Here is a 15,527-nt window from a genome sequence, read left to right on the forward strand (position 1 = left end):
GAGCCATTACCGGGGCCCATCCGGTGATGGTCAAGCCCTTACCGGGCCGATGTTCAAGGAGTCGCTCGCCTCGTCGAGGTCGACCAGCACCTCGTCGCCGTCCTGGACCTCGCCGGAGAGCACCTCCTTGGCCAGCTTGTCGCCGATCGCGGACTGGACGAGGCGGCGGAGCGGACGCGCGCCGTACAGCGGGTCGTAGCCGGTCAGCGCCAGCCAGTCGCGTGCCGCCGGGGTCACCGTCAGCGTGAGCCGCCGGTCCGCCAGGCGCCTGCCCAGGTGGGTCACCTGCAGGTCCACGATCCGGGAGAGCTCCTCGGTGCCGAGCGCGTCGAACTGGATCACGTCGTCGAGCCGGTTGAGGAACTCGGGTTTGAACGAGCCCCTGACCGCGGCCATCACGGCGGTCCGCTGAGCCTCCTTCGTCATGCTCGGGTCCACGAGGAACTGCGAGCCGATGTTCGAGGTGAGAATCAGGATCACGTTGCGGAAGTCGACGGTCCGGCCCTGGCCGTCGGTGAGCCGCCCGTCGTCGAGCACCTGGAGCAGGATGTCGAAGACCTCGGGGTGCGCCTTCTCGACCTCGTCCAGCAGCACCACGGTGTACGGCCTGCGCCGCACGGCCTCGGTGAGCTGGCCGCCCTCCTCGTAGCCCACGTAACCGGGCGGGGCGCCCACCAGCCGCGAGACGCTGTGCTTCTCGCCGTACTCGCTCATGTCGATGCGGACCATCGCCCGCTCGTCGTCGAACAGGAAGTCCGCCAGCGCCTTGGCCAGCTCCGTCTTGCCGACGCCCGTCGGGCCGAGGAACAGGAAACTGCCGGTCGGCCGGTCCGGGTCGGAGATGCCGGCCCGCGCTCGCCGTACGGCGTCGGAGACCGCTTCGACCGCCTGCCGCTGGCCGATCAGCCGCCTGCCGAGCTCCTCCTCCATGCGGAGCAGCTTGCCGGTCTCGCCTTCGAGCAGCCGGCCCGCGGGGATGCCGGTCCACGAGGAGATGACCTGGGCGATGTCGTCGGCGCCGACCTCCTCCTTGACCATCGGGTTCTCGGGCTGGGCGGCCTTGCTGGCCTCGGCGAGCTTGGCCTCCAGGCTGGGCACCTCGGCGTACATCAGCCGCGAGGCGGCCTCGAAGTCGCCGTCGCGCTGCGCGCGCTCGGCGGCGCTTCGCACCTCGTCGATCTGCTTCTTCAGGTCACCGACCCGGTTGAGCCCGGCCTTCTCCTGCTCCCACCGGCCGACCAGGGCGTTGAGCTCCTCCTGGCGGTCGGCGAGTTCCCCGCGGAGCCGCTCCAGCCGCTGCAGGCTGCTCTCGTCGGTCTCCTTGGCGAGCGCCAGCTCCTCCATCTTCATCCGGTCCACGTTCCGCTGGAGCTGGTCGATCTCGACGGGACGGGAGTCGATCTCCATGCGGAGCCGGGAGGCGGCCTCGTCGACGAGGTCGATCGCCTTGTCGGGCAGGAAGCGGGAGGTGATGTAGCGGTCGGAGAGTGCGGCGGCGGCCACCAGCGCGCCGTCGGCGATCTGGACCTGGTGGTGTGCCTCGTAGCGCCCCTTGAGGCCGCGCAGGATGGCGATCGTGTCCTCGACGGTGGGCTCGCCCACGTAGACCTGCTGGAACCGCCGCTCCAGCGCGGGGTCCTTCTCGATGCGCTCGCGGTATTCGTCCAGCGTGGTGGCGCCGATCATCCTCAGCTCGCCGCGGGCCAGCATGGGCTTGAGCATGTTGCCCGCGTCCATCGCGCCCTCGCCGGCGCCCGCGCCGACCATGGTGTGCAGCTCGTCGATGAAGGTGACAACCTGGCCGTCACTCTCCTTGATCTCCCCGAGCACCGCCTTGAGGCGCTCCTCGAACTCGCCGCGGTACTTGGCGCCGGCGACCATCGCGCCCAGGTCGAGCGCGATCAGACGCTTGTCGCGCAGGCTGGAGGGCACGTCACCCGCGACGATCCGCTGGGCCAGCCCCTCCACCACGGCGGTCTTTCCGACGCCGGGCTCGCCGATGAGCACCGGGTTGTTCTTGGTGCGGCGGCTGAGCACCTGGACGACGCGCCGGATCTCCGAGTCGCGGCCGATCACCGGGTCGAGCTTGCCCGCCCGGGCCCGCTCGGTCAGGTCGATCCCGTACTTCTCCAGCGCCTGGTAGGTGTCCTCGGGCGTCTCGCTGGTCACCCTGGCGTGCCCGCGTACCTTCTCGAAGGCGTCGAGCAGCGTGTTCGGGCTCGCGCCGCGCGATTTGAGCAGTTCGGCGATGGGGCCGCCGTCCGTGGCGAGACCGACCAGCAGGTGCTCGGTCGAGACGTAGTCGTCCTCAAGGCCACGGGCCCGCTGGGCCGCCGTGTTCATCACGGTGAGCAGCTGCCGGGAGCTCGACGGGGCGCTGACCGTGGCGCCCTGTGCCTTCGGCAGGGCCGCGAGCTGCTTCTCGGCCTCGATCCGCAGTTGCTTCCAGTCGGCGCCCACCGCTTCGAGCAGGGGCACCGCGGTGCCGCCGGTCTGGGCGAGCAGTGAGGTGAACAGATGAGCGGGGGCGACCTCGGGGTTGCCCTCCGCGGCTGCCCGCCGGATGGCGGAGGAGACCGCCGCCTGACTCTTCTGGGTGAGCTTGTAGTCCATTGACTTCCCTCGTGTGGTTCAGGAGGTGCTGCCGGCGACGCCGGCGCGTCGCGGTTCGGCCACTGGGTCCGGTGACTTCCCCCGTCACCGGCGCGGTCTCACGGGCCATTGGCGACGTCGGCGCGTCGCGGTTCGGTCGCTGGGGCCCGGTTCCTTCCCTCGTCGGTCCAGTCACCGGCGCGACCTCACGAGTCACCGGCGACGCTGGCGCGTCGCGGTTCGGTCGCTGGGGTCCGGTTCCTTCCCTTGTCGGTCGGGGTCGTTCGTTCCTCACGGCCCCGACTTCCTCGGTCCAGTCACCGGCGCGACCTCACGGGCGGGAGTTCTCAGGCGGGGGGCAGCTGGTACTGGATGAGGGCGCGGATCATGTTCATCTCCGAGCGGAGACGGTGGTTCTCGTCACGCAGGCGCAGGGCCTCCGTCTCGAGGACCAGGATTCGCTTGATGCCCGCGAGGTTGATGCCCTCCTCCTGGGAGAGCCGCTGGACCTCGCGGAGCATCATGATGTCGCGGGTGGAGTACAGGCGTCCGCGTCCCGCCGTACGGCCTGGGCTTACCAGGCCGAGACGGTCGTACTGGCGAAGGGTCTGCGGGTGCAGACCTGACAGCTGGGCGGCCACCGAGATCACATAGACGGGTGTGTCATCCGACAGATCGAAGTAGTTGGCTTCCATGGCTACTCGCTTCTGGCCTGTTCGATGAGGTCCGCCCGTGGGTCACCACCCGAGGTGGCGTCGCGGAACTCCTCAAGGGCCCCTCTCGCCTTGTCCTCCAGCTGCTGTGGCACCAGAACCTCGATCGTGGCGAGCAGATCGCCCTTGGTGCCGTCCTTGCGTGCCACACCCCTGCCGCGCACCCGGAAGGTGCGGCCGTTCGGGGTGCCCTCGGGGATGCGCAGCGTGACCGGCATTCCCTTGAGAATCGGCACCTTGATCTCGGCCCCCAGCGCCGCCTCGGTGAAGGTGACCGGGACGGTGACCGTCAGGTTCTCACCCGTCCTGCCGAACACGGAGTGCGGCTTGACGTGGATCTGGACGTAGAGGTCACCGGCGGGGCCGCCGTTCTCCCCGGGGGCGCCCTTCGCCTTGATCTTGATGCGCTGGCCGTCGCCGACCCCCGCCGGGATGCGGGCCTGGATCGTGCGGGTGCTCTTGCCCCGCCCGCTCCCCTCACACACCTGGCACGGGTCGTCCACCAGCAGGCCGCGGCCCTTGCAGTCGCGGCACGGCTCGGAGAAGGCGAAGTTTCCGAGGTTGCGGCTGGCCGCCCCGGTGCCCTCGCAGGTCGGGCAGACCCGCGGGGTGGTGCCGGCCTTGGCGCCGGTTCCCCCGCACGCGGTGCACGCGGAGGAACTGGTCAGGCGGAGCGAGACCGTGGTGCCCTCCACCGCCTCGGAGAAGGAGAGCGAGACCTCGGACTCGATGTCCTGGCCGCGCCGTGCCCTGGTCGACGTTCCGCCGGGGCGGCTCGCGCCACCCCGGTTGAAGAGGCCGCCGAAGATGTCGCCGATGCGCTCCCCGGCACCGCTCTGCTGGTTGGTGCCCCCGAAGAGGTCTCCCAGGTCGAACGGGAACCCACCCGCGCCGGTACGCGGAGCCCCCCCGGCCCCGGCGTAGCCGCCCAGACCCGATCCGAACAGCGTCCGCGCCTCGTCGTACTCCTTGCGGCGCTTGGTGTCGGACAGGATGTCGTAGGCCTCGGAGACCTCCTTGAACTTGGCGGTGCTCTCGGAGGTCTCCGAGCTTCCGGGGTTGGCGTCAGGGTGATACTTCCTGGCCAACTTCCGGTACGCCTTCTTGATCTCATCGGCCGTGGCGGTCTTGGGCACACCAAGGACGGCGTAGTAGTCCTTCTCCAAGTAGTCCTTGGTGCTCATCCACGTTCCTTCTCAGAGATTGGATCTTGGGGGGTCAGTTGTCGTCCGCGGCGGGCTCTTCGGGCTCGGCCACCGCGACTCGCGCGGGGCGGAGCACTCGCTCGCCGATCCGGTAACCGGGCTGCAGGATCTCCACGCAGGTCGGCTCTGTGACGTCGGGGGAGTAACTGTGCATCAGGGCCTCGTGCACCGTCGGGTCGAACGGTTCGCCCTTGGTGCCGAAGGCGCTCAGCCCCAGCTTCCCCGTGGCCGCCTCCAGCGACTCGCTCACCTTGGCGAAACCGCCGGTCAGCTCGCCGTGGTCGCGGGCCCGGCCGATGTCGTCGAGGACAGGAAGCAGTTCGGTCAGCGCGCCGGCCACCGCCTGCTCCTTGACCACGGCCCGGTCCCGCTCGACCCGCTTGCGATAGTTGGAATACTCGGCCTGAAGACGCTGTAGGTCCGCGGTGCGCTCGGCGAGTTGGGTGGCCAGCTCGATCGAGGCGAGGTCCGATGCCAGGGAGGACGAGGACGACCTGTCGGCCTGTTCCTTGTCGTCCTGACCCGTGGCCTCCGCCGGGGCCGTCTCGCGAACCTGTCCCGTCTCCGGGTCTATCTTCCGGTTGTCGCGGATCACCGGCTCCTCCTCGGAACCGTTCTCGCGCGTGCTCACGCTGCTGCTCCCCTCGACTTTCCGGCCGTCACTTGGTGCCGCTGTCGCGCTTCGGCTCGTCGTCCACGATCTCGGCCTCGACCACGTCGTCGTCCGCCTTCTGCCCGGCGGTGGCGTCCGCCCCGGGGGCGCCGGTCGGGGCCTCGGAGGCCTGCGACTGAGCGTAGATGGCGGAGCCCATCTTCTGGCTGACCGTGGCGAGCTTCTCCGCGGAGGCGCGGATCTCGGACGAGTCGGTGCCCTCCAGAGCCTTCTTGAGCTCGGAGACGGCCTCGTTGACCTCGTTCTTGATGTCGTCCGGGACCTTCTCGGCGTTCTCGCCGAGGAACTTCTCGGTCTGGTAGACGAGCGAGTCGGCGTTGTTGCGCGTCTCGGCCTCTTCGCGGCGCTTCTTGTCCTCGTCGGCGTAGGACTCGGCCTCGCGCATCATGCGCTCGATGTCGTCCTTCGGCAGCGCGGAGCCGCCGGTGATCGTCATCGTCTGCTCCTTGCCGGTGCCGAGGTCCTTGGCGGAGACGTTGACGATGCCGTTGGCGTCGATGTCGAAGGTGACCTCGATCTGCGGGATCCCGCGCGGCGCCGGGGCGATGCCGGTCAGCTCGAAGGTGGCCAGCTTCTTGTTGTACGCCGCGATCTCGCGCTCGCCCTGGTAGACCTGGATCTGCACCGACGGCTGGTTGTCCTCGGCCGTGGTGAAGACCTCGGAGCGCTTGGTCGGGATCGTGGTGTTACGCTCGATGATCTTGGTGAAGATCCCGCCCTTGGTCTCGATGCCCAGGCTCAGCGGGGTCACGTCGAGCAGCAGGACGTCCTTGACCTCGCCCTTGAGCACACCGGCCTGGAGGGCGGCGCCGATGGCCACGACCTCGTCCGGGTTGACGCCCTTGTTGGGCTCCTTGCCGCCGGTCAGCTCCTTGACGAGGTCGGCGACGGCGGGCATGCGGGTCGAGCCGCCGACGAGCACCACGTGGGCGATGTCGGAGACCTTGATGCCGGCGTCCTTGACGACCTGGTTGAACGGGCCCTTGCACCGCTCGAGCAGGTCGGCGGTGAGCCGCTGGAACTCGGCGCGGGTGAGCTTCTCCTCCAGGTGGAGGGGGCCCTCGGCCGAGGCGGTGATGTAGGGCAGGTTGATGGAGGTCTCCGACTGGCTGGAGAGCTCGATCTTGGCCTTCTCCGCGGCCTCACGCAGGCGCTGGAGGGCCATCTTGTCCTTGGTCAGGTCGACGCCGTGGGCGTTCTTGAACCGGGTGGCGAGCTCGTCGACGACGCGCTGGTCCCAGTCGTCACCACCGAGGTGGTTGTCGCCGCTGGTGGCCTTGACCTCGACGAAGCCGTGGCCGTCCTCCTGGCCGACGTCGAGCAGGGACACGTCGAAGGTGCCGCCGCCGAGGTCGAAGACGAGGATGGTCTCGTCCTTGTCCTTGTCCAGGCCGTAGGCGAGCGCCGCGGCGGTGGGCTCGTTGATGATGCGCAGCACATTGAGGCCGGCGATGGTGCCGGCTTCCTGGGTGGCCTGACGCTGAGCGTCGTTGAAGTAGGCGGGAACGGTGATCACCGCGTCGGTGATCTTCTCGCCCAGGTAGGCTTCGGCGTCCTGCTTGAGCTTCTGCAGGACGAAGGCGCTGATCTGCTGCGGGGAGAACTTCTTGCCGTCGATCTCGACGGTCCAGTTGGTGCCCATCTCGCGCTTGACCGAGCGAATCGTCCGGTCGACGTTGGTGACGGCCTGCCGCTTGGCGACCTCCCCGACGAGGACCTCGCCGTTCTTCGCGAAGGCGACCACGGACGGCGTGGTCCGCGAACCCTGGGCGTTGGCGATGACGGTGGGCTCACCGCCCTCAAGAATCGAGACGACGGAGTTGGTCGTCCCCAGGTCGATACCTACCGCACGTGCCATGAGTACGTCCTTGTAGTCAAAGTTGAGTCGATGCCACTCATAGTGGAACCTCGCGTGAGGTTTGTCAAACGACTTGAGCCTATTGGACTCAACCTTCGACCGCGCGGAAGCATTCCCGATTTCCGGGCAACGGGCGGGATCCTTCATCCCCTCCGACGAGGGAACGCGCGTGGTCGTTCCCGGCGATGACCGGAGGTCCCCCGGTCACCGCCCGCGGGGGTCCGCTCAGGACGCGCGAACCCCGGAGAGTGCCACGTCAGCGGGCGCCGTCGACCACCTTGCGGGCGCCGAGCGGCTTCTTGAGCTTGACCGTCGTCACCTTCTGGATGGCGATCTCGATGCAGGCGACGTTCTGGGCCTTGCTGCTCGGGCCCTCCCAGAGGGTGACGGTCACCCGCTTGGCGGTCTCTCGTACGGTGACCCGGTCGAGCACGTTGCACGGCTCCACCCCGGACCACCAGGTGATCCGCAGGCTCCGGCCGTCCTTCGACGGAGTCGCCTTCAGCCACCTGACCTTGCGGGGATTCTCGGTGTGGCCCTCTGGTCTCGTCGGTCTGGGGCCGCCGCCGGTGGGCTCGTCCCGGGGGGCCACGGTGTGGCTCGCCGGCTCCGAGGGGCCGCCGGGAAGGGCGGTGCTCCGGCTCACCGGCTGCGAGGGTGCGGTGGCGCTGGGTTCGGTGCCGCAGCCCAGGGCCAACAGGAGGCTTCCGGCCAGGATGGGGGTCACGATCATACGCATACCCCTAAGACGGATCCGGGCCCTGGGAGGTTCAGGACACCCTGATGTCGCGCCGTACCTCGGCCGTGACCGCCGAAAACGTGACGAGGTCATTGTGGGCGGGCGGTGCGGTCGGCCCGTGGTGCACGGCGGTTCATGTCGATGGCGTACGTCCACATACATCGCCACTACCCGGCGCCGCTGGATGATTTCCCGGGAAGGGGGGCCGATAGGCTGCGGGGAGTTTCGATCCCCGATTTCGAGGTGCTCACATGATCGCGATTCTTGGAACCGGCAAGATGGGGGAGGCCCTGCTGTCCGGGCTGCTCAGAGCCGGGTTCAAGCCGGGCGACGTGATGGCGACGGCACGACGTGCCGAGCGGGGCGAGGCCCTCACGAAGCAGTACGGCATACGGGTGGTGTCCAACGCCGAGGCCGCCAAGAGCGCCGACACGATCATCCTCGCGGTCAAGCCGCAGGACATGGGGTCCCTGCTCGCCGAGATCGCGGCGCACCTGCCGGCCGACCGGCTGGTCATCTCGGCGGCGGCGGGGATCACGACCTCGTTCGTCGAGTCGCGGCTCGGCGCCGAGATCCCGGTGGTCCGGGTCATGTCCAACACGCCGGTGCTGGTCGACGAGGCGATGAGCGTGATCTCGGCGGGAGCGCACGCCTCCGAGGAGCACCTCAGGCGCGCCGAGGACCTGTTCAGCCCGGTCGGCAAGGTGCTGCGCATCCCCGAGGCGCAGCAGGACGCGGCCACGGCCCTGTCGGGCAGCGGTCCCGCCTACTTCTTCTATCTCGTCGAGGCCATGGTCGACGCCGGAATCCTGCTCGGCATGCCCCGTGCTGCCGCCCTCGACATGGTCACCCAGTCGATCGTCGGCGCGGCGATCATGCTCCGTGACTCGGGCGAGCACCCGGTGATACTGCGCGAGGCGGTCACCTCGCCGGGGGGCACCACCATCGCCGCCATCGCCGAACTGGAGCGGCACAGCGTCCGAGCCGCCTTCCTGGCCGCCATCGAGGCCGCCAGGGACAGGGGACGCCAACTCGCCGAGGGCTGACCTAGCCCCTTTGTTAGGAAATTTTCCTATATAAGGCATCATTTCCTGCGGAACTCCGGGGAAGTGAGGCGATCGTGGGGCAGGCCGTATCGGCTGATGATCGGCGGGAGCCTGGCGGGGCCTCCGTCTGGACGCGGAGCTTCCTGCTCTTCTTCACCGCCAGATCGATCTCCATGCTCGGCGCGTCGATGGTCCCGTTCGCGACGGCGGTGGGGGTGGGCGGGCTCGGTTACGGTCCCACCGGGGTGGGGCTGGCGCTGGCCGCCTGGATGGCGCCCTTCGCGGTGCTGATCCTGTTCGGCGGGGTGTTCGCCGACAGGTTCACGCCGCGCCGCATGATGATCGGCGCCGACACGGTCCGGATGGTGACCCAGGGGATCAGCGCGGCGCTCTTCATCTCCGGCAGGCCGGACCTCTGGCAGATCCTCGTCATCTCCGCGATCAACGGTGTCGCCGCCGCGATGTACCAGCCGGGGGTCTCCAGTACGGTCCCGCGGGTGGCGAGGGACGTGCAGAGGGCCAACGCCACCCTGCGCGTCTCCGAGTCGATCATGATGTTGGCCGGACCGGGGGTCGCCGGTGCCATCGTCGGCTTCCGGGGGGTCGGCGTCGTCTTCGCGATCGAGGCCGTGGGGTTCGCCGTCAGCGCGGTCTGCCTGCTCCTCCTGCGCCTGCCCGCGGTCGCCCTCCCGACCGTGGCGCGGTCGATCTGGCGCGACCTGCGCGGCGGCTGGCGGGAGTTCCGGTCCAGGACCTGGATGTGGTCGGTGATCCTGGTCTGGGCGGTCTTCGGCGTCACCCTGTTCGGCCCGATGCTCCCGCTCGGTTCGGTGCTGATCACCGAGCGGTTCGGCGAGACCGCCTACGGCCTGGTCATGTCCGCCTCGGGCGCGGGCACGGTCGTCGGTGGCCTGATCGCCATGCGGGTCCGCCCGGGGCGGCCGTTGATGGCGGGTGCGATCGGTCTGTTCGGCTTCGCCCTGGAGCCGCTCTCCATCGCTCTGGCGTCGCCGCCGGGGATCCTCATGGCCGCGCATGTGATCGGCGGCGCGGGATGGGCGTTCTGGTCGGTCATGTGGGCCACCAGCGTCCAGACCCAGGTGCCCGCGGAGGCGCTCAACCGGGTCACCGCCTACGAGGTCGCCGGCTCGACCCTCTTCATTCCGATCGGACAGGTGCTCGCCGGTCCGGTGGCCGGGGTGACGGGTGCGCCGCAGTTGCTGACCGTGTCCTCGATCGTGGCGGTCGCCGGGTGCGTCTCGCTTCTCCTGGTTCCCGCTGTCCGGGGACTGCGCCGGGTGCATCCCACCTGACCACGCCGTCCCCGCCTCCGGCCAGGTGGGAGGGTGCTCGGGGCGGTGTTCCGGGCAGCGGTGTCGTGTCCCGGCCTCCGGGACTGTTAATAGCAATAAATTAGGATATTTCGCTCAGATGAAAACCGTCCCGTCCTCCAAGACGCGTGCGTAAACCGCATTCCGTACACGTGCGGTAACGTCGAGCCGGGAGTAGGAAGATCGGGCCGTGGCGCGCGGCGTCGCGACCAGACAGGGAGTGCGCATGAGCCGGTCCGTGCGGGTTGTCTGGGACGATGCGCTCATCTCCTACGATTTCGGCCCGGAGCACCCGCTCGCGCCCGTGCGGGTCGAGCTGACCATGGCGCTGGCCAGGGAACTGGGCGTGCTGGACCTGGTGGAGATGAGCGGATGCGCGCCCGCCACCGACGACGAGCTGGCACTCGTTCACAAGCGTGACTACATCGAGGCCGTCAAACGGGTCTCGGCCACCGGGCGACGCGACCTGGCCTGCGGGCTCGGCACCGTGGACAATCCCGCCTTCGTCGGGGTCCACGAGGCGTCCGCGCTGATCACCGGGGCCAGCCTGGCCGCGGCCCGCGCGGTGTGGACCGGCGAGGTCGAGCACGCGGTCAACGTCGCGGGTGGCCTGCACCACGCGATGCCCGCCCTGGCGAGTGGGTTCTGCGTCTACAACGACCCGGGTGTGGCGATCGCGTGGCTGCTGGCCCAGGGCGCGTCCAGGGTCGCCTACGTGGACGTGGACGTGCACCACGGCGACGGCGTGCAGGCGATGTTCTACGACGATCCCAGGGTTCTCACCATCAGCCTGCACGAGAGCCCTCGCACGCTCTTCCCAGGCACGGGCTTCCCCAATGAGAGCGGCGCGGAGGGCACCGCGGTCAACGTGGCGCTACCCGCCGGATGCGGCGACGGCGACTGGCTTCGGGCCTTCCACGCGGTGGTCCCGCCGCTGCTGCGGGAGTTCGCCCCCGAGATCCTGGTCACCCAGCACGGCTGCGACAGTCACGCCCTCGACCCGCTGGCCAACCTGATGCTCAGCCTGGACGGCCAGCGCGCGGCGTACGCGGCGCTGCACGAACTGGCCCACGAGACCGCGGGCGGGCGATGGGTCGTGACCGGTGGCGGAGGGTACGAGCTGGTGCAGGTCGTACCCCGGGCGTGGACCCATCTGATCGCGGAGGTGGCGGGCCACCCGCTCGACCCGAGGACCGCCACTCCCGAGGCATGGCGCACGTTCGTCAAGGAACGGACCAACCAGTCGGCACCCCTGACGCTGACCGATGGTCGGAATCCGGAATTTCGTGATTTCTCCGCAGGTTATGACCCAGCAGATCCGGTCGATCGGGCCATCATGGCGACAAGGAAAGCCGTCTTCCCCTTCCACGGCCTGGACCCCCTCCCGTAAGCACGAGGCCGTTGGCGACCCCCCGAGGGTGCGCCGACGAATGGATCCGAAGGCCACAAGGGACGAGACAAGTGATCCGCCTTGAGGGACTACCCGTGAGGCCGCGCCGGGGACTGGACTGAGGAACGAAGGAGCGAAGCGGATGAGTGACGAGGGAAGGAGCCGGGTAAGAGCGGCCGAGCCGCGACGCGAAGCGTCGCCGATGACCCGTGCCGAGCTTCGTGAGCACCTGGTCCGGACTCGGATCGCCGGTGATGTGGCGACCAGCCGGGAGAACAACCTGGACCACTACCGGTCGCTGGCCAACCGTGACCCGCACTACATGTTCGGGCTGACCGTGGACGGCGCCTGGTCCTATCGGGACGTGCTGGAGTTGATGGCCAAGTCCGCCGGGGTGGTGGCCGATCCGCTGCACCGGGAGGGCCAGGACACCATCGACCCCGACCGTACGATCGAGGCGGTCGAGAAGATGGGCGACGCGATCGCGGGAGTGCTCGGCAGGGAGAATCCGAGGATCCTGATCGCCACCGGGCACCCCACCGGCCTGCTCACCGTTCACCTGGCCCTGGCCCGGATGCTCAGGGCGCGCGGGGCGACCCTGATGAGCCCGGCCGAGGGTTGGTCGTACTGGGGCAGCGGGTTCGGCCGCAGGCGCAAGGTCCGTTATCTGGACGACGTCGCGATGCTCGACGACAAGGGCGCCTTCGTGCACACCCACGACCCCGCCCCGATGCGGGCCATGATCGCCGAGCTTGGCGCGGACCGTCCCGATCTGGTGATCGCCGACCACGGCTGGGCCGGAGCGGCGGGCGAGGCGGGCATCCTCACCGTCGGATTCGCCGACAGCAACGACCCCGCGCTCTTCGTCGGGGAGGCCGAGGGCAAGATCGCGGTGACCGTCCCGCTCGATGACAACGTGCTACCGAGGTATTACGAGCCGCTGACACACCACCTGGTCGAGAGGGTCGCGCGAGCCCTCTGAGACGGGGGATGCGCAAATCGGGCCGTCCCTATACAGGTATTTCGCGCCTGCATTCCATGGAGCTCGCCGACCGTTTGCCAACTTTTTGATGATTGTGGGCGACTCTAATAGGAGACAGTTGGTCCGTTCCAAGATCGAAGATAGGGGCACGGTCCGGCTGCTGGCCAGCGATTTTGTCGGTTTCACTGACGTGAGGCTCAGAGGGCTGAGAAAATAGGGGGTTTGCGTGCCCGGCCTCTCGACTTACGCTGACGGCAGTACACGTGCGTGAGCAATGGCACCAGTGGGGATAACCCGGATACACGTGCGGAAGAGGCGTCCGATGGGTGCAGGCGAAAGACCTCTCAGCGAGGTGAAGTTCCTGACGGTGGCAGAAGTGGCCACTGTCATGAGGGTGTCCAAGATGACTGTGTACCGACTCGTGCATTCGGGCGAGCTGCCGGCCATCCGGGTCGGTCGATCCTTCCGGGTGCCTGAGCAGGCGGTGCACGATTATCTCAGGGATGCCTACATCGAGGCAGGTTGAGACAGGGGGCTCGGCGCGCCGAGCCGAACGGCCGGTGGAGGCATCCGGCCGTGAGGTGGGCGAGGCGCGCTGACGGCTCGTGACTCTGTCCCTTCCGGTCGTGTCGGAGCACGATTTCCGGTGCGACCTGTGTGTGACAGGTCTCCGTCTCGTCGGGGTAGCGACGTGTGCGCCACGTCGTGAGTTGATGTGCCCGGGGTCCCCCCAGGGGCGATCCACCGTGGATCGCCGGTAGTCTGTTGTGCCGGTGTGCTATCGCACGCCGGTTTGACATTCTCGGCTACCAGCTACCTGGGGGTCCCGTGGGCTCTGTGATCAAGAAGCGCCGTAAGCGCATGGCGAAGAAGAAGCACCGCAAGCTTCTGAAGAAGACCCGCATCCAGCGGCGTAACAAGAAGTAACAGCGCGGATCTGCGAGGCGCCGATGACCCACACCGTGCTTGTCACCGGGGTCTCGCGCCACATCGGCGCCCGAGTGGCGAGCGTTCTCGCGGATGACCCGGACATCGACCGGGTCATCGGAGTGGATACGGTGCCGCCGCCCTCGCTCTCACGTGATGGCGGCGTACCTCTCGGCCGGACGGAGTTCGTCCGCGTCGATCTGCGCAGCCCCGACATCGCGCAGGTGATCGCGGCCGCCGACATCGACACCGTCGTTCACATGAGCCTGGTGAGCGCTCCTCCCCGGAGCGGTGGCCGGGCACTCATGAAGGAGCACAACGTCATCGGCACCATGCAGTTGCTCGGTGCCTGTCAGCGGTCCGCGACGGTCCGCCGTGTCGTCGTGCGCTCCACCACCGCCGTCTACGGTTCCTCCCCGCACGACCCCGCCGTCTTCACCGAGAACGCCGATCCGGCCGAGCCGCCGAGCCACGGCTATGCCAAGGACGCCTCCGAGGTGGAGGGCTACGTCCGGGGCTTCGCCAGGCGGCGCCGCGACGTGGTCGTGTCGACGCTCAGGTTCGCCAACTTCATGGGTCCCGGCGTCGACTCCCCGCTGACGCGCTACTTCACCCAGCCCGTCCTGCCGACCGTGCTCGGGTTCGACCCCCGGTTACAGTTCGTTCACGAGGACGACGCGGTCGAGGTGCTGCGGCGGATGGCGATGGACGACCACCCCGGCACGTTCAACGTGGCCGGGGACGGTGTGCTGCTCCTGTCGCAGTGCGCGCGCCGGGTGGGCCTGCTCTCGCTCCCGATGCCCTCTCCCGTCTTCGGTCTCATCGGCGACCTCGCCCGAGGCGCGGGGCTGGTCGACTTCTCTCCCGAGCAACTCCGTCTGATGTGTCACGGCCGTGTGGTCGACACCACCCTGCTGTCCGAGGCTCTCGGCTGGAAGCCGAAGTTCTCCACCGCCACCGCCTTCGCGGATTTCGTCCGCGCGCGCGAGCCGGCCGGTGGCCTTCCGGCCGCCATGATGGACATGCTGTCCCGGGCGGTGACGGAGTGACCGAGACGGCGGGGGAGGGCGGGGAGGCCGAGGTGATCCCCATCACCCGCGCCCGCACCTTTGGCGAGCCCGTCTCCTCAGAGACGCCGGACGAGTCTTTCCCCGGGCCGCCGGCGGGCGGAGGCGACGATCAGAGGCTGGCCGAACTGCTCGCCTTCCTGCGGCGCCGGGTGACCGGAGAGTACGAGGTCGACGAGTTCGGCTTCGATCCCGAGCTCACCGACAGGGTGCTGCTGGAGCTGGTCCGTCCGCTGTACCGCCACTGGTTCCGCACCGAGACCGTCGGTCTGCGCAATGTGCCCGACGACTCCGGCGCCCTGGTCGTGGCCAATCATTCGGGCACCCTCCCGCTTGACGGGCTCATGTTGCAGGTGGCCCTGCACGACGAACATCCCGCGCGCCGCGCGCTCCGCCTGCTGGGGGCCGACCTGGTCTACCGGCTCCCGGTGCTCGGCCACCTGTCCCGCAAGACCGGCCACACCCTCGCCTGCCGCGAGGACGCCGACCGGCTGCTCCGCAAGGGTGAACTCGTCGGTGTCTTTCCCGAGGGGTTCAAGGGGGTCGGCAAGCCGTTCTCCGATCGCTACCGGTTGCAGCGCTTCGGGCGGGGCGGTTTCGTCGCCTCCGCCATCCGCGCGGGCGTGCCGATCGTTCCCTGCGCCATCGTGGGCGCCGAGGAGATCTATCCCAAGATCGGTGACCTGCGTTTCCTGGCCAGGGCGTTCGGTCTTCCCTACCTGCCGGTCACGCCGCTGTTCCCCTGGTTCGGGCTCCTCGGGCTGGTCCCGCTCCCCTCCAAGTGGATGATCAGCTTCGGTGAGCCGATTCGTACCGACGAGTTCGACCCGGCCGACGCCGATGATCCGATGCTGGTCTTCAACCTCACGGACCAGGTCAGGGAGACCATCCAGCAGCAGCTGGACGAGCTCCGGCTCCACCGCGGACACGCGTTCCCGCCCTTCTTCTGAGGCTCTCCGGCATCTCGCCGATCCGTATGGAGACCTGTCGTGCCAGCGCGCGCC

Annotated in this window: 14 protein-coding genes; 8 read left to right on the top strand and 6 right to left on the bottom strand. The window is 68.7% G+C overall.

Annotated elements, in window-relative coordinates:
* Positions 1–30: 30 nt before the first annotated feature.
* From clpB to AB0K21_RS15500, 6 genes are all read right to left on the bottom strand, one after another.
* Positions 31–2,613: an ATP-dependent chaperone ClpB gene (gene clpB / locus AB0K21_RS15475; protein WP_343980905.1), complete on the bottom strand. Its 2,583-nt coding sequence runs from the start codon at positions 2,611–2,613 to the stop codon at positions 31–33.
* Between the two features lie 326 nt (positions 2,614–2,939).
* Entirely contained in the window at positions 2,940–3,287 is a 348-nt protein-coding gene (locus AB0K21_RS15480; RefSeq protein WP_343980908.1) for a helix-turn-helix transcriptional regulator, read from the bottom strand.
* A 2-nt stretch (positions 3,288–3,289) separates the two neighbouring features.
* Positions 3,290–4,489, bottom strand: a complete 1,200-nt coding sequence (gene dnaJ / locus AB0K21_RS15485) for a molecular chaperone DnaJ (protein WP_343980911.1) — start codon at positions 4,487–4,489, stop codon at positions 3,290–3,292.
* A gap of 34 nt (positions 4,490–4,523) precedes the next feature.
* Positions 4,524–5,141 carry a nucleotide exchange factor GrpE gene (gene grpE / locus AB0K21_RS15490; protein ID WP_343980915.1) on the bottom strand — a complete coding sequence of 206 codons (618 nt, stop codon included), beginning with the start codon at positions 5,139–5,141 and terminating at the stop codon, positions 4,524–4,526.
* A 28-nt stretch (positions 5,142–5,169) separates the two neighbouring features.
* On the bottom strand, positions 5,170–7,041 hold the full coding sequence (gene dnaK, locus AB0K21_RS15495) for a molecular chaperone DnaK (protein ID WP_343980919.1): 1,872 nt from the start codon (positions 7,039–7,041) through the stop codon (positions 5,170–5,172).
* 256 nt (positions 7,042–7,297) lie between these two features.
* A complete protein-coding gene (locus tag AB0K21_RS15500; RefSeq protein ID WP_343980922.1) occupies positions 7,298–7,774 on the bottom strand; it encodes a hypothetical protein in 477 nt (158 codons plus the stop codon).
* A 257-nt stretch (positions 7,775–8,031) separates the two neighbouring features.
* On the opposite strand from AB0K21_RS15500, the gene proC reads away from it, so the two are divergent.
* The 8 genes from proC (at position 8,032) to AB0K21_RS15540 (ending at position 15,473) form a co-directional block, all read left to right on the top strand.
* Positions 8,032–8,826 carry a pyrroline-5-carboxylate reductase gene (gene proC / locus AB0K21_RS15505; protein ID WP_343980926.1) on the top strand — a complete coding sequence of 265 codons (795 nt, stop codon included), beginning with the start codon at positions 8,032–8,034 and terminating at the stop codon, positions 8,824–8,826.
* 74 nt (positions 8,827–8,900) lie between these two features.
* Positions 8,901–10,139 (top strand): MFS transporter, encoded by a 1,239-nt coding sequence (locus AB0K21_RS15510; protein WP_343980929.1) that lies wholly within the window; start codon positions 8,901–8,903, stop codon positions 10,137–10,139.
* Between the two features lie 244 nt (positions 10,140–10,383).
* Positions 10,384–11,547, top strand: a complete 1,164-nt coding sequence (locus AB0K21_RS15515) for an acetoin utilization protein AcuC (RefSeq protein WP_343980932.1) — start codon at positions 10,384–10,386, stop codon at positions 11,545–11,547.
* 142 nt (positions 11,548–11,689) lie between these two features.
* On the top strand, positions 11,690–12,529 hold the full coding sequence (locus tag AB0K21_RS15520; RefSeq protein ID WP_343980934.1) for a phosphatase: 840 nt from the start codon (positions 11,690–11,692) through the stop codon (positions 12,527–12,529).
* 322 nt (positions 12,530–12,851) lie between these two features.
* The gene (locus tag AB0K21_RS15525) at positions 12,852–13,055 is read left to right on the top strand and encodes a helix-turn-helix domain-containing protein (protein WP_012887307.1); all 204 of its coding nucleotides are present in this window, start codon (positions 12,852–12,854) and stop codon (positions 13,053–13,055) included.
* 302 nt (positions 13,056–13,357) lie between these two features.
* Positions 13,358–13,456 carry an AURKAIP1/COX24 domain-containing protein gene (locus AB0K21_RS15530; protein WP_018654693.1) on the top strand — a complete coding sequence of 33 codons (99 nt, stop codon included), beginning with the start codon at positions 13,358–13,360 and terminating at the stop codon, positions 13,454–13,456.
* Between the two features lie 23 nt (positions 13,457–13,479).
* Complete coding sequence (locus AB0K21_RS15535) at positions 13,480–14,505, top strand: NAD-dependent epimerase/dehydratase family protein (protein ID WP_343980956.1); 1,026 nt, start codon at positions 13,480–13,482, stop codon at positions 14,503–14,505.
* Positions 14,502–15,473: a lysophospholipid acyltransferase family protein gene (locus tag AB0K21_RS15540; RefSeq protein WP_343980959.1), complete on the top strand. Its 972-nt coding sequence runs from the start codon at positions 14,502–14,504 to the stop codon at positions 15,471–15,473. Before AB0K21_RS15535 ends, AB0K21_RS15540 begins: the two co-directional genes overlap by 4 nt.
* Positions 15,474–15,527 lie beyond the last annotated feature (54 nt).

The sequence above is a fragment of the Streptosporangium sp. NPDC049248 genome (assembly GCF_040678965.1).
In the GTDB taxonomy this organism is placed as follows: Bacteria; Actinomycetota; Actinomycetes; order Streptosporangiales; family Streptosporangiaceae; genus Streptosporangium; species Streptosporangium fukuiense.

Coding starts and splice junctions, on each gene's coding strand:
- AB0K21_RS15535 (WP_343980956.1), top strand. CDS start 13,480: ATGACCCACACCGTGCTTGTCACCGGGGTCTCGCGCCACATCGGCGCC.
- AB0K21_RS15500 (WP_343980922.1), bottom strand. CDS start 7,774: ATGATCGTGACCCCCATCCTGGCCGGAAGCCTCCTGTTGGCCCTGGGC.
- dnaJ (WP_343980911.1), bottom strand. CDS start 4,489: ATGAGCACCAAGGACTACTTGGAGAAGGACTACTACGCCGTCCTTGGT.
- proC (WP_343980926.1), top strand. CDS start 8,032: ATGATCGCGATTCTTGGAACCGGCAAGATGGGGGAGGCCCTGCTGTCC.
- AB0K21_RS15520 (WP_343980934.1), top strand. CDS start 11,690: ATGAGTGACGAGGGAAGGAGCCGGGTAAGAGCGGCCGAGCCGCGACGC.
- clpB (WP_343980905.1), bottom strand. CDS start 2,613: ATGGACTACAAGCTCACCCAGAAGAGTCAGGCGGCGGTCTCCTCCGCC.
- AB0K21_RS15515 (WP_343980932.1), top strand. CDS start 10,384: ATGAGCCGGTCCGTGCGGGTTGTCTGGGACGATGCGCTCATCTCCTAC.
- dnaK (WP_343980919.1), bottom strand. CDS start 7,041: ATGGCACGTGCGGTAGGTATCGACCTGGGGACGACCAACTCCGTCGTC.
- AB0K21_RS15480 (WP_343980908.1), bottom strand. CDS start 3,287: ATGGAAGCCAACTACTTCGATCTGTCGGATGACACACCCGTCTATGTG.
- AB0K21_RS15525 (WP_012887307.1), top strand. CDS start 12,852: ATGGGTGCAGGCGAAAGACCTCTCAGCGAGGTGAAGTTCCTGACGGTG.